At 66.1% G+C, this 13,380-nt stretch carries 9 protein-coding genes; 3 read left to right on the forward strand and 6 right to left on the reverse strand.

The window, feature by feature from the left end:
* The first annotated feature begins 122 nt into the window (after nt 1–122).
* Both PVE35_RS15570 and PVE35_RS15575 read left to right on the forward strand, forming a co-directional pair.
* Nucleotides 123–1,187, forward strand: a complete 1,065-nt coding sequence (locus PVE35_RS15570) for an aromatic ring-hydroxylating dioxygenase subunit alpha (protein ID WP_277372335.1) — start codon at nt 123–125, stop codon at nt 1,185–1,187.
* Nucleotides 1,184–2,134, forward strand: a complete 951-nt coding sequence (locus tag PVE35_RS15575; protein ID WP_277372336.1) for a PDR/VanB family oxidoreductase — start codon at nt 1,184–1,186, stop codon at nt 2,132–2,134. The genes PVE35_RS15570 and PVE35_RS15575 overlap by 4 nt, the downstream gene beginning before the upstream one ends.
* A gap of 261 nt (nt 2,135–2,395) precedes the next feature.
* Here PVE35_RS15575 and PVE35_RS15580 read toward each other — a convergent pair whose 3' ends face one another.
* The 6 genes from PVE35_RS15580 to PVE35_RS15605 all read right to left on the reverse strand — a co-directional run bounded on the left by PVE35_RS15580 (nt 2,396) and on the right by PVE35_RS15605 (nt 11,317).
* Nucleotides 2,396–4,786 carry an MMPL family transporter gene (locus PVE35_RS15580; protein ID WP_277372337.1) on the reverse strand — a complete coding sequence of 797 codons (2,391 nt, stop codon included), beginning with the start codon at nt 4,784–4,786 and terminating at the stop codon, nt 2,396–2,398.
* A gap of 46 nt (nt 4,787–4,832) precedes the next feature.
* The gene (locus PVE35_RS15585; protein ID WP_277372338.1) at nt 4,833–5,894 is read right to left on the reverse strand and encodes a YCF48-related protein; all 1,062 of its coding nucleotides are present in this window, start codon (nt 5,892–5,894) and stop codon (nt 4,833–4,835) included.
* Between the two features lie 49 nt (nt 5,895–5,943).
* A complete protein-coding gene (locus PVE35_RS15590; RefSeq protein ID WP_277372339.1) occupies nt 5,944–7,302 on the reverse strand; it encodes a DUF1329 domain-containing protein in 1,359 nt (452 codons plus the stop codon).
* Between the two features lie 23 nt (nt 7,303–7,325).
* Nucleotides 7,326–8,876 (reverse strand): DUF1302 domain-containing protein, encoded by a 1,551-nt coding sequence (locus tag PVE35_RS15595; RefSeq protein WP_277374897.1) that lies wholly within the window; start codon nt 8,874–8,876, stop codon nt 7,326–7,328.
* A gap of 160 nt (nt 8,877–9,036) precedes the next feature.
* Complete coding sequence (locus PVE35_RS15600; protein ID WP_277372340.1) at nt 9,037–9,804, reverse strand: coniferyl-alcohol dehydrogenase; 768 nt, start codon at nt 9,802–9,804, stop codon at nt 9,037–9,039.
* A 37-nt stretch (nt 9,805–9,841) separates the two neighbouring features.
* Nucleotides 9,842–11,317, reverse strand: a complete 1,476-nt coding sequence (locus PVE35_RS15605; RefSeq protein WP_268182656.1) for a benzaldehyde dehydrogenase — start codon at nt 11,315–11,317, stop codon at nt 9,842–9,844.
* Nucleotides 11,318–11,571: 254 nt separating this feature from the next.
* On the opposite strand from PVE35_RS15605, the gene PVE35_RS15610 reads away from it, so the two are divergent.
* Nucleotides 11,572–13,341 carry a sigma-54-dependent Fis family transcriptional regulator gene (locus PVE35_RS15610; protein WP_277372341.1) on the forward strand — a complete coding sequence of 590 codons (1,770 nt, stop codon included), beginning with the start codon at nt 11,572–11,574 and terminating at the stop codon, nt 13,339–13,341.
* Nucleotides 13,342–13,380 lie beyond the last annotated feature (39 nt).

Genomic DNA, 13,380 nt, shown 5'->3' on the forward strand with positions numbered 1-13,380 from the left:
ATTCGGCATTTTGTGCGATTAACGCCCATTAATGGATCCATAAACAAGGTTTACGCTGGCCATTTAACCCTCTCAAGCAGACTATTGGATCCAATAACAACAATAGCCTCGAGGAGGTTGTCATGTTCCCGAAGAATGCCTGGTATGTTGCCTGCACGCCGGACGAGATCGATAGCAAGCCACTGGGCCGCACCATCTGCGGCGAGTCGATGGTGTTCTACCGTGGCCCGGAAAACCGCGCCGTAGCCCTGGAAGACTTCTGCCCGCACCGCGGCGCGCCGCTGTCGCTGGGTTATGTCGAGGATGGCCTGCTGGTCTGCGGTTACCACGGCCTGGCCATGGGCTGCGACGGCAAGACCGCCGCCATGCCCAACCAGCGCGTGCAGCATTTCCCCTGCATCAAACGCTTCGCGGTGATCGAGCGCTACGGGTTCATCTGGGTCTGGCCCGGTGACCAGGCGCTGGCCGACCCGGCGCAACTGCCACATCTGGAATGGGCGGAGAGCCCCGAGTGGGCCTATGGCGGCGGCCTATATCACATCGGCTGCGACTACCGCCTGATGGTCGACAACCTGATGGATCTGACCCACGAAACCTACGTGCACGCCAGCAGCATCGGCCAGAAGGAAATCGACGAGGCGCCGGTCAATACCCGCGTCGAGGGCAGCGAGGTGATCACCAGCCGCTTCATGGAGAACATTTCCGCCCCGCCCTTCTGGCGCGCGGCGCTGCGCGCCAATGGCCTGGACGAGAACGCGCCGGTGGATCGCTGGCAGATCTGCCGCTTCACCCCGCCTAGCCACGTACTGATCGAGGTGGGCGTGGCCATTGCCGGGCATGGCGGTTATGAAGCGCCCGATCAGTACAAGGCCAGCAGCATCGTGGTCGACTTCATCACCCCGGAAAACGACACCTCCATCTGGTACTTCTGGGGCATGGCGCGGCGCTTCAAGGTGGATGACGCCGAACTCACCGATCGCATCCGCGAGGGCCAGGGCAAGATTTTCAGCGAAGATCTGGAGATGCTCGAACGTCAGCAACGCAACCTGCTGCGTTACCCCGAACGCAACCTGCTCAAGCTCAATATCGATGCCGGCGGCGTGCAGGCGCGGCGCATCATCGAGCGTCTGGTCAAGGCCGAGCAGGCTCAGGGCGACGGGCAGATTCTGGCCAGGAGCGCATCATGATCGAGGTCATCATCCGCGCCATGCGCCTGGAGGCCGAGGGCATCCTCGGCCTGGAACTGGTGGCGGCCGATGGCACGCCGCTTCCACCTTTCGAGGCCGGCGCGCATATCGACCTGCACCTGCCCAACGGGCTGATCCGACAGTATTCGCTGTGCAACGACCCGCGCGAACGCCATCGCTACCGCATCGCGGTGTTGCGTGACGCGGCCTCGCGCGGCGGCTCGCAAGCCGTGCACGAGTTGCTGCGTATCGGCCAGCGCCTGAGCATCAGCGCGCCGCGCAATCTGTTCGCCCTCGACGAGCAGGCGCCTCGCAGCCTGCTGCTGGCTGGCGGCATCGGCATCACGCCGCTGCTGTCCATGGCCTGGCGCCTGCACGCCCTCGGCGCCGACTTCGCGCTGCACCAGTGCGTGCGCTCGGGCAAGCTCGCCGCCTTTGCCGAACGCCTTGCAAGCGCGCCATTTGCTGCGTGCACGCATCTGCACTGCGACGACGGCGCCAGCGAGCAGAAGCTTGATCTGCCCGCCCTACTAGCCGCTGAACCAGCCGGCAGCCAGCTTTATGTGTGCGGGCCCAATGGCTTCATGGACTACGTGCTGGACACCGCCCGCGCCCAGGGCTGGGCGGAAGAGCGCCTGCACCGCGAATACTTCGCCGCGCCGGCGGCTGAGAGCGGCGGTGGCGCCTTTACCCTGCGCATCGCCAGCTCAGGTCTGGAGCTGCACGTGCCGGAAGATCGCACCGCGCTGGAGGTACTGGAGGATGCCGGTTTCGACATTCCGGTGTCGTGCGGCCAGGGCATTTGCGGCACCTGCCTGACTCGCGTGGTGGATGGCCAGCCGGAGCATCGCGACCTGTTTCTCAGCGAGGAGGAAAAGGCTCGCAACGACCAGTTCACTCCTTGCTGTTCGCGCTCGCGCAGTGCTTGCCTGGTGGTGGATCTGTAAGGGCTGGTGCGCGCAGCGCACCCTACGGCTGCACGGAACGGCGCCTATTGATTGAGACGTCGTGTAGCCCCCTATCCCTAACCCTCTCCCCGAGGGGAGAGGGAATGGTTTGGCGTGGCTGGAGGCTTGGGCGCTCGCCTGTTTTGACTCCCCCTATCACACCTGCGGAAGCGGGTGTTCGTAGCCCGGATACAATCCGAGGATTTGCGGGCCAGCCAGTTCCCGGATTGCATCCGGGCTACGGGTAGATCGACAGGTGCCCTATCTCGCCACCTGCTTGCCGCCACGCGGTAACAGCAACCAGGCCAGCGCCGGCAGCAGGATCAGCGCGCCGAGCATGTTCACCAGGAACATGAAGGCCAGCAGGATGCCCATGTCGGCCTGGAACTTGATCGGCGAGAACACCCAGGTGGCCACGGCGATGGCCAGGGTCAGGCCGGTGAGCAGCACCACCTTGCCGGTGGCCAGCAGCGCGCTGTAGTAGGCCTCGACCAGGCTGTCGCCGGCCTTCATCCGCGCCAGCAGCACGCTGAGCACGTACAGCGCGTAGTCGATGCCGATGCCCACGCCAAGGGCGATCACCGGTAGCGTGGCCACCTTCACCCCCATGCCCAGGGCCACCATCAACGCCTCGGCCAGCACCGAGGTGAGCATCAGCGGCAGGATCGCCGCGAGCACCGCGCGCCAGTTGCGGAAGGTGATCCAGCACAGCAGGATCACCGCGCCGTAGACCCAGTAGAGCATCTCGTGCATGGCCTTCTCGACCACGATATTGGTGGCCGCCTCGATGCCGGCACTGCCGGCGGCGAGCATGAACTTCACCTCCGGCAGCGACTGCTGGGCGATGAAGGCCTCGCTCTCGGCCACCACCCGCGCCAGCGTCGCCGCCTTGTGGTCGGCCAGGTAGACGTACAGCGACAGCAGCGAGCAGCCCTGGTTGAAAAGCTCGCGCGGTGCGCGGGTCTGCACGGCGCCGAGCGCGCCTTCGTTGGGGATCAGCTCGTACCACTTGAGGTTGCCCTCGTTGTAGCCGGCGCTGGCCATCTTGCTCAGGCTGGCCATGGAGTTGGTCGCCTCCACCCCCGGCAATTGCTCCAGGCGCCAGGCCAGTTCGTCCACCGCAGCCAGGGTGTTGTAGCGCGTGCACTGATCCTCGGGGGTGCGCACCATGATCACGAAGATGTCCGAGCTGGCGGCATAGTGCGTGGTCATGAAGGCGGCGTCGCGGTTGTAACGCGAATCGGCGCGCAGCTCCGGCGCACCAGGGTCGAGGTCGCCGATCTGCAACTGGCTGCCGATCAGCTTGCCGCCAACTGCCAGCGCGGCGCCGACCAACAGCGCCGCCACCGCCCGGCGCGGCGTGGCGAAGCGCGACAGGCCAGTCCACAACGGATGCCGCTCGTGCCCGCCCTGCTGGTCGCGCAGGCTGCGCTGCGCGGCCTTGGCGCTGACCCCGGTGTAGCTGAGCAGCACCGGCAGCAGCACCAGGTTGGTCAGCACCAGCACCGCCACGCCAATGCTGGCGGTGATGGCCAGGTCGCGGATGACCTGAATGTCGATCACCCAGAGCACGGCAAAACCCACCGCATCGCTGATCAATGCGGTGAGCCCGGCAAGGAACAGGCGGCGGAAGGTCATGCGTGCCGCGACCAGGCGCGACAGGCCACGGCCGATGTCCTGCATGATGCCGTTCATCTTCTGCGAGCCATGGCTCATGCCGATGGCGAACACCAGAAAGGGCACCAGGATCGAATAGGGATCGAGTGCGTAGCCCAGCGACGCCAGCAAGCCCACCTGCCAGAGCACACCCACCAGCGAGCAGGCGACCACGGCGAAGGTGCTGCGCAGGCAGCGGGTGTAGGCCAGCAGCATGGCCACGCTGACCAGCACGGCGATAACGAAGAACAGCGCCACCTGGCCCAGGCCTTCCAGCAGATCGCCGACGATCTTGGAGAAGCCGGTGATGTGGATGCTCACGCCCTCGGCCTGGTACTTGGCGCGCAAGCCTTCCAGTTGCAGCGACAGCGCGGCGTAATCCAGTGGTTCGCCGGTCTGCGGGTTACGGTCGAGCAGCGGCAGGAAGATCACGCTCGAATGCATGTCACTGGCCACCAGTTGGCCGATCTCGCCGGAACGGGCGACGTTGGCGCGCACCTCGTCGAGGCTGGCGGGCGAGCCGTCGTAGCCATCGGGAATCACCGTACCGCCGTCCAGGCCTTCTTCGGTCACCGCCGTCCAGCGCGTAGTCGGCGTCCATAGCGACTTCATGTAGGGCCGGTCGACGCCCGGCAGCAGGTACAGCTCGTCGTTGAGCCGCGCCAGGGTGTCGAGGTAGGCGGCGTTGAAGATGTCGCCCTCCTTGGTGGCCACAGCGATGCGCAGCACGTTGCCGACGCCGCTCAGCTCGCTGCGCTGGGCAAGGAAGTTGGCGATGTAAGGGTGCTGGGTGGGGATGGTTTTCTCGAAACTGGCATTGATGCCGATACCGCGTGCCTGCCAGCCGAGCAGCAGGGTCAACGCCAGGCACAGCAGGATCACCAGCAGGCGGTGATTGAAGATGGCGCGCTCGACGACATTGCCCGAACGCGGATCGAAGGTATCCAGATGCGCGGCAACGGTCGGCTCGGCATCGGCAGGACTCTCGAATTTCACTACGCACTCCTCAGGCGTGGCACCCGCCACGCAGACAGGGGATCACTCAGCGCTGGGCCGACTGTTCAGGGATTTGCTCGGTGGCGACGCCACTCAGGCCGGCGCTGGCGAGGCTGCCATTAGCGGCCTGGACGACACTGGCCAGGCCCGGTGCCAGGCGCAGCGGCAGGCTGTGCGCGCTGCGGCTGCCCGGCCGTGCGACCAGCAGCTCCCCGCCCTGCCCGGCCAGCAGCAAGCGCCCGTCGACCAGTTCCAGCGCGGCGGCCAGGGCCGATTCCACGCCGGTGTCCAACGCCTGCCAGGTCTCGCCGCCATCGGCCGACCACCAGGCATTGCCACGCAGGCCATAAGCCAACAGCCCCTCCCGGGCGGCAAGCAGGCCGAAGAAGCTGCCCTCGTAGGGCGATGGCAAGGCGGCGAAATGCTTGCCGCCATCGCTGGAACGCAGCAGCAGGCCGCGCTCGCCGGCGATGTAGAGGTCGCCGCGCCAGGCGCGAATGGCATAGAGGTTGAGCCCCTGCGGGTTGTCCAGGTGCTGCATCCAGCTCTGCCAGCTCTGGCCACCGTCCTCGGTGCGCAGGATCAGGTTGTAGGCACCGACCAGATAGCCGACCTGATCGTTCTGGAAATACAGGTCGAGAAAGGGTTTGTCCGGGCCGTCGGCGACCATCGCCTGGGCCTGCGCGATGGCGGTTTCATCACCCGCGGCTTCGGCAGCCTGCAGGATCAGCCTGGCGGCCTGGATGCCATCGAGCTGCTTGTGCCAGGTTTCGCCGCCATCGCTGCTGTGCAGCACCACGCCGAGATGGCCAACCGACCAGCCCTGCTGGGCATCGACGAACTGCACGGCGGTGAGGTTGACGCTGACCGGCACCTCGGCCTGACGCCAGTGCGTGCCATCGTCATCCGACAGCAGGATGATGCCGCGCTCGCCCACCGCCACCAGGCGCTGCCCGGCACGAGCCAGGCCCAGCATCACGCTGCGCTCGGCCTTGACGCTATGCAGCGCCGGGCGCTCCAGCACGGCGGGGGCCGCTTGCACGGCCAGGGCGAAAACACCGGCCAGCAGCAGGACGAGCCCGCCGAGCCCTTTCGCTAAGACTTTCATCGAAACCTCCTCGAAGGCCGGGGCAGCAACGCCGCCCCGGTTGCTCGACTCAACGGATGCTGGAGTTGGCCATGGCATCGGGGGTGAAGAAGGAGGCAGAAGGCCGTGGGATCTTCTGGTACTGCACCTTCAGGTCGTTGCTCGAGGAGTTGAGGAAGTAGGCACCGGTGTCGAGGTTGTAGCTACCCCACATCACCTGCGCGGTGAGGGCCGGCATGTCTGGTGCCAGCAGGGTCAGGCTATACATCTGCCGGCCCAGGCGGCCCTGGGCGTCGTAGCCGTCCACCAGCAGCACCTGCCAGGAGTCCTCGTCCACGTAGTAGGTGCGGCGCGGCACCACATGGCGCTTGCCGGCCTTGAGCGTGGCCTCGACCACCCATACGCGGTGTTTCTCCCAGCGCACCAGATCCGGGTTGAGGAAGCGCGGCTGTACCAGGTCATCACTCTTGGCCAGGGCGGCGCGGTTGTTGTTGTAGGGCACCAGCAGCTCCTTCTTGCCCACCAACTTGAGGTCGTAGCGGTCGGTCGGGCCGAACACCATGAAGGCCTCGTCGAACAGGCCGACGCCGGAGGTGACGAAGTCAGGCGTGTCGTAGGCAATGTTCGGCGCGCGGCGCACGCGGCGCTGGCCCACCAGGTACTGCCAGGCGGCGCGGGCGGCGGGGTCGAGGTCCCAGTGGGTCATCAGCCCTTCGCCGGCCTTGGACGACGGCAGCTCGGTGTACAGCTTGCCCAGCAGGTACTTGCCGCTGAAGCTCTCCAGATTGCCCTCCTCGAAGTAGTAGGGAAACTGATAGGAATACTGCGCGCGGGTGGCCTGCACCTTCTTGCCGCCGGCGGTCATCAGCCAGGTGTCGAAGGGCGAGCTGATGGTGTCGCCGCCCTGCCAGGACAGGCGATAGTTCCACAACACCTCGGCGCCGTTCTGCGGGATCGGGAATGGGATGCCGCCATAGGCATTGCTGACCTTCTCGCTGGCCACGTCGAGCTGGGCACGGGTGGCGTTGGCGAAGGTGTTGTCATACACCCACTGCGGTGCGGCGGCGCTGCGATGGGTCGGGTAGACGTCCAGGCGATAGTCCGGGTACTTGCTCATCAGCAGCTTGGTACCTTCGGCCAGTTGCTCGCCGTACTGGCTCATGTTGGCGGCGCTGATGCTGTAGAGCGGTTTTTCACCGGCGAAGGGGTCGGCGCGCTTGTCACCGCTTTTGAAGCCAGCCGGTACCTGGGTGTAGCCACCGTCCCATGCCGGGATGCTGCCATCGGCATTGCCGGCACGCTCGGCACCCATGGGGGTGAGGTCGGTCTTCAGGCGCGCGGCCTGATCGGGAGAGACTGCCGCGTGTGCCAGGCTGCCAGTGAGCAGGGCCAAGCTGCAGAGGGTGGAAATCAGTGTCTTGTTAGGCATGGTCATTACACCTGTTGTTGTTCTTAGAAAGTGGTCTTCACGTACAGCGAGACGAAATCGCGGTCAGCCAGCGATTGCGCGTAGCTGAAGTTGCCGTCCTCGCGCAGCCCGGCCTCCGGGGCGCCGAAGAAGTTCACGTAGTTCAGGCCCATCTCCCAGCGCTGCAGGTAGGTGGCCTTGAGGCCCACGCTCCAGTCACCGGCATGACTGTTGCCGAAGCCGGACTTGCTCACCGCCGAGGAACGCCCGTCGAGCACCACGCCGACGCCGATCGGTACGCTCAGGTCGAGGCCATCTGCAATCTGGAAGTACGCCGGTTCGGCCAGCACGCGCAGCGCGGTGGCATCGCGGGTGGTGTTGCTGTCCAGCGCGGCGCGGTTGTCGGTGACGCTCAAGGTGCGGTTCCACGCCAGCTCGGCAAGGATCGAGCCGCCGTCCCACAGCGCCGACGGCGACAGCAGGTAGATGGTCGACAGGTTGACGTGCGCGGTACGGCCCTTGGCATAGCGCGCATCGTCTTCGTTGTCCGCCACCTGGCCGGGTGCGATCACCTGCAGGTTGCTGACCAGCGGCGCGTTCCAGCGCAGCGAGGCCTCACCGGCGAAGTTGAAGTCGCCATAGGCGGTGGAGAAGCTGGCGCCGACGGTCTTGATGTCCTCGGCGAACACCTGGCGGTAGGACGAAAGCACGGGCGACGCCCCGGTAGCGTTGACGTAGCCATACAGGCCGCTGGGCGCCTTGTCGTGGTACTGGGCGGCATACAGGCCCAGCTCCAGTTCGGTGCCCTCGGGCTTGAAGCGCAGTTGCACGCCACCCTGGCCACTGTTCTTCGCCTCGATGTCACTGGCGTGCAGGGTGCGCCCGCCGGTCACATCGGTCAGCGCACCGGAGCCGTCGCCGATACCGTCGAGGTCACTCAGGTAGCTGCCAGCGCCCGGCAGGTTGGAGCGTTCCCACTCGAACTGGTAGTAGGCCCCCACCGAGAGCTGCGGGTTGATCTGCAACTGCCCGGAAATCTGGTTGACCGGGCGCAGGATCTCCTTGAACTGGGTGCCCGGCACGCTGAGCAGCTTGACCACGTCGGTCGGCCCCTGCGCGGCGCCGATACCGTTGCCACCATAGAACAGGCTTTCACCGTAGACCAGGCTGTGCCGGCCCAGGCGCAGCACGCCCTGGGAGGTGTCGCCCAACTCACCGCGCAGATAGACGAAGGCGTCCAGCAGCTCGGCATCGCGCCCGTGCAGGTCGCGGGTCTTGGGCAGGAAGTGCGGCTGCTCGCTGCTGTCGGTGTCCTCGTTGTAGACGCGGTCGTACCAGGCCGCGCCGCTGAGGCGCAGGCCGTAGTTGCGGTGGCTCAGATCCATTTCCGAGAGAATGTCGAGGCGATTGGAAACCAGCCCACGGCTGAAATTCTTGTCGCCCTGGCTCTGGATCGAGGGGAACAGGCCACCCGCCGTGGGCGCGTTGGTGAGCCGGTCATCGGCACGGTTGAGGCGCCAAGCCTGGCTGTACTTGAGGGTGTTGTCCCAGCGCAGTTGCCACTCGCTGTCGCCCAGATCGATCTGCGCCGCCATGGCCGGCACGCTGCTGGCAAGACTGACGGCCAGGGCCAGCGAGCGAACGCTGGTATTCGCTTGTGTGTGCTTCATGTCGTTCCTCATTGTTCTTGTTGTGCAGAGGCAACGGCTGTCGGCAGAGACAGCCGTGTTACAGGGGTGCTACGACCTCGTGGGTTCAGAGATAGGTGGAGGCCAGGCCGCCATCGACCGGCAGGTTGATGCCGTTGATCCAGCGCGACTCGTCGGCGCAGAGGAAGGCGATCACCGCCGCCACCTCGTCGGCATAGGCCGGGCGCTTCATGCGGTGGGCGTCGGCCTCGGTGCGCTGGCTACCGAGCATGGCCACGAAGTCGCCGAGGATCGGCGTGAACACCGGCCCCGGTGCCACGCTGTTCATGCGCACCGAATGGGCCATGAACCAGGGTTGCGCCTGAGTGATGCTCCAGACGATCAGCGCCTCCTTGAAGTACTGGTAGCAGGTCTGCGGCGGCACCGGGTTGGCCGCCAGCCAGGCCTCTCCAGCGGCGAAGCCTGCGGTGGCCGCCAGTGCCTTGTGCTGCTCCAGGCGCTCGGGCCACTGCGCGCCGAGAATCGAGGCGACGTTGACGATGCTGCCGCCCGCGTTGATGCGCGGCAGCACGGCCTCGGTCAGGTGACGCAGGCCGAGGTAGTTGACCCGCGCCAGCAGGTGCGGGTTGGCCGTGCCGGGTACGCCGGCGATATTGCACAGCCCGTCGAGCTGCGCCGGTAGCTGGGCCACGGCCTGGTCGATGCTGGCCGGGTGCTCCAGGTCGATCTCGACGAAGCCGTCGAGGCTCATGTGCGGTTCGCTGCGATCCAGGCCAATCACCCGCGCGCCGTGAAAACGCAGCAGGCGTGCGGTCTCGGCGCCGATACCGGAGGCGACGCCGGTCACCGCCAGGGTCTTGCCTTGCAGATTCATCTTGGTTTCCTCTTGTTATTGTTCTGTTGGCTTGGGCTCAGAAGGGATAACGCGGCGGCGTATCCTTGATGGTCACCCACTGCCACTGGGTGTATTCGTCCCAGTCCGCCGGGCCGCCGACGCTGCCGCCATTGCCGGAATTGCCGCGCCCGCCGAAGGGGTTGATGCACTCGTCGGCCACGGTCTGGTCGTTGATGTGCAGCAGGCCACAGTGCAGGCGCTCGCCGATGGCCATGGCGCGCCCGACCGAGGGCGAGATCACCGCTGCGGACAGGCCGTATTCGGTGGCGTTGGCCAGCTCCACCGCCTCGTCGTCGTCATCGAACGCCACCACGCAGGCGACCGGGCCAAAGATTTCCTCGTCGAAAGCCGACATGCCGGGGCGCACGCCGGAAAGCACGCTGGGCTTGTAGAACAGGCCGTCAGCAGGCCCCCCCACCTCCAGGCGCGCACCCGCGGCGACGCTGGCCTCGACGATCTGGCAGACCCGCGCGTGCTGGCGTTCGTTGATCAACGGGCCAATGTGCGCCTCGCCACGGGCGGCGTTGCCCACCGTCATGGCACGGGCCTTCTCCACCAGCAGGCGGGTCAGTTCATCGGCAATCGAGGCGTGAGCGAGGATGCGCCCAGTGGCCATGCAGATCTGCCCCTGGTGCAGCCAGGCGCCCCAGGCGGCGTTGCTGGCGGCCAATTCCAGGTCGGCGTCCTCCAGCACGATCAGCGAATTCTTGCCGCCCAGCTCCAGCGCCACCTTCTTCAGCGTGCGCCCGGCCGTCTCGGCCACCTTGCGCCCGGCAGCGGTGGAACCGGTGAAGGCGATCATCTTCACCTGCGGGTTCTCGCACAGCGCCACACCGGCCTCGGCATGGCCCGGCAATACCTGCAGCAAGCCCTGCGGCAGCCCGGCAGCCTCGAACAGGCGCGCGATAAGAAAACCGCCGCTGACCGGCGTTTGCGGATCGGGCTTGAGCACCACCGCATTGCCGGCGGCCAGCGCCGGCGCCACCGAGCGCAGCGACAGCACCAGGGGGAAGTTGAACGGCGAGATCACCCCGACCACGCCATGCGGCACACGCCGCGCATAGGACAGACGCCCGGCCTCGCTGGGCAGCACCAGACCATGGCCCTGCGACAGCAGCCCGGCTGCCTGATGCAGCAGCACGATGGTTTCACGCACCTCATGGCTGCCCTTGAGGATGCTGCCGCCGGTTTCCCGCGCCACGAACAGCGCCAGCTCGGCAAAATGCGTCTCGGCATAACCAGCGGCACGGCGGAAGATCAGCGCCTTGTCCCGCGGCCCCAGCGCCTGCCAAGCTAGCTGCGCCTTGCTAGCCGCGGCGCAGGCGATGCGCACGTCCTCGGCGTTGGCCAGGCCGGTACTGGTCAGCGGGGTATTGGTCGCAGGTTCGCGCACGGTGTTCACACCGCCCAGCGGGGTGACCCAGGCGCCATTGAAAATCTTCTCGCGCCACTGCTCTTCGCGCAGGAAACCAGCCTCTTTGACTGCGGACATATCGCACTCCGATGTTCTTGTACTTGTGAGGGCACCGCTCGCGATATCGGTTGCGAGCCTGGCCTTGCAAGCACTAGAGCAAGCGCTGTGCCCACTCGCCGAGGAAACTCATGCGGAGGCTCTAATCCGGTACTTTCGTCCAGCTTTCGAGCAGCCGACGGGCTTTTCTTGCCAAACTGAAATTACGCAAATGATCAAAGTTATGCTAATTAACCTTTTATCCATTGATCATTTGATGAAACGAGGCGGCGACCATGGAGATGCCCAAGCACCTGTTCAGCGACTTCGCCCAAGGCAAGGATCCCAGCCCGTTGCGCGGCGACAGTTCGCAGTTGCAGCAGGATCAGTCGCCGACCACGGCAGAGCTGGCCGAATGCCTGTTCTTCTCCCCCAGTGACGGGCGCATCTGGCTCAACGACCAGCGCATGCTGCTGATGCATGGTTCCTCGTTCGGCGCGCTGCGCCGCGAGTTCATCGACAACCTCGGCCTGGAACGCGCGCGTGGGCTGTTCACCCGCACTGGCTACCAGTCCGGCGCGCGCGACGCGCACCTGATCCGCACGCGCTGGCCGCAGGCCGACCGCACTGCCGTGTTCTTCGCTGGCACGCGCCTGCACACCCTCGAAGGCATGACCAAGGTGGAGCCGCTGCACTTCAAGTTCGATGCCGACACCGGCCTCTACGAAGGCGAATTTCTCTGGCATCACTCCTGCGAAGCGGACGAACACATCGCCGCCTATGGCATTGGCCAGGACTCGGCCTGCTGGACCGAGATCGGCTACGCCACCGGCTACGTCAGCGGCCTGTTCGGGCGCCTGGTGATCTTCCGCGAAGTGGAGTGCCGGGCCATGGGCCACAAGGTGTGCCGGGTGATCGGCAAGACCGCCGAGCAATGGGGCGACGTCAGCGCCGACCTCGCCCTGCTCTACGCCAACGCTGCCCCGGCGCCGGCCACCAGCCAGGCCACGGCGCCTCTGCACAGCAGCGCGAGCGAGCCGGGCGAGTTGATCCCGATTGGCGCCAGCGCCGCGTTCACAGCCGCCCGCCACGCCCTGCAGCGCGTCGCGCCAACCCCGGCGACCGTACTGATCGGCGGTGAATCCGGCGCAGGCAAGGAGCTGTTCGCCCGCGAGCTGCACCGCCTCAGCCCTCGGCGCGAACAGCCCTTCGTCGCGCTCAACTGTGCTGCCATCCCGGAGAACCTGATCGAGGCCGAGCTGTTCGGCGTCGAGCGTGGCGCCTTCACCGGCGCCAGCCATTCACGCCCTGGGCGCTTCGAGCGCGCCCATGGCGGCACCTTGTTCCTCGACGAAATCGCCTGCCTCAGCCTGCCTGGCCAGGGCAAGCTGCTGCGCGCCCTGCAGGAGCGCGAAGTGGAGCGCGTAGGCGGTAGCCAGCCGATCAAGGTGGACGTGCGTGTGGTCGCCGCCACCAACGTCGACCTGCGCCAGGAAGTACAGGCCGGGCGCTTCCGCGAAGACCTGTTCTACCGCCTCAACGTCTACCCCATCAGCCTGCCGCCGCTGCGCGAACGGCGCGACGACATCCCCCTGCTGGTGGATGCCTTTCTCAGCCGCTATTGCCGCGAATACCAGCGCACACCTGCCGGGCTGACCATGCGGGCGCTCAAGGCGCTGCTGCTGTACGACTTTCCCGGCAACGTGCGCGAACTGCAGAACCTGATCGAGCGCGGCCTGATCGCCAGCGACGAAGGCCGGCCCATCGACATCCTGCACCTGTTCCACAACGAGCCCCTGCCACCGCAGCTCTACTCGCTGAGCCAGAGCGGCACCCTCTCCAGCGGCATGCAAAGCCCGGAAAACGGCGAGGACAACCTGCTCGAACGCTTGCAGCAACTGCAGATCGAGCCGGACATCGAGCGTCTGGAACGGCGCCTGCTCGACGACGCCCTGAGCAAGGCTGAAGGCAACCTGGCCGCCGCCGCACGCCTGCTCGGCCTGACCCGCGCGCAGTTCGCCTACCGTCTGAAGAAGCACGCCAGCCAGGACGCCAGCGGCAATTAATGCTGGCGTCATGGCAGCCCAGCCAGCAGAATGATTAAC

This window comes from Pseudomonas sp. AA-38 (assembly GCF_029457475.1).
Lineage (GTDB): Bacteria > Pseudomonadota > Gammaproteobacteria > Pseudomonadales > Pseudomonadaceae > Aquipseudomonas.

Bases quoted from the DNA above. Each gene is read 5' to 3' on its own strand.
- PVE35_RS15570 (WP_277372335.1), top strand. From the start codon at position 123: ATGTTCCCGAAGAATGCCTGGTATGTTGCCTGCACGCCGGACGAGATC.
- PVE35_RS15575 (WP_277372336.1), top strand. From the start codon at position 1,184: ATGATCGAGGTCATCATCCGCGCCATGCGCCTGGAGGCCGAGGGCATC.
- PVE35_RS15585 (WP_277372338.1), bottom strand. From the start codon at position 5,894: ATGAAAGTCTTAGCGAAAGGGCTCGGCGGGCTCGTCCTGCTGCTGGCC.
- PVE35_RS15590 (WP_277372339.1), bottom strand. From the start codon at position 7,302: ATGCCTAACAAGACACTGATTTCCACCCTCTGCAGCTTGGCCCTGCTC.
- PVE35_RS15595 (WP_277374897.1), bottom strand. From the start codon at position 8,876: ATGGCGGCGCAGATCGATCTGGGCGACAGCGAGTGGCAACTGCGCTGG.
- PVE35_RS15600 (WP_277372340.1), bottom strand. From the start codon at position 9,804: ATGAATCTGCAAGGCAAGACCCTGGCGGTGACCGGCGTCGCCTCCGGT.
- PVE35_RS15605 (WP_268182656.1), bottom strand. From the start codon at position 11,317: ATGTCCGCAGTCAAAGAGGCTGGTTTCCTGCGCGAAGAGCAGTGGCGC.
- PVE35_RS15610 (WP_277372341.1), top strand. From the start codon at position 11,572: ATGGAGATGCCCAAGCACCTGTTCAGCGACTTCGCCCAAGGCAAGGAT.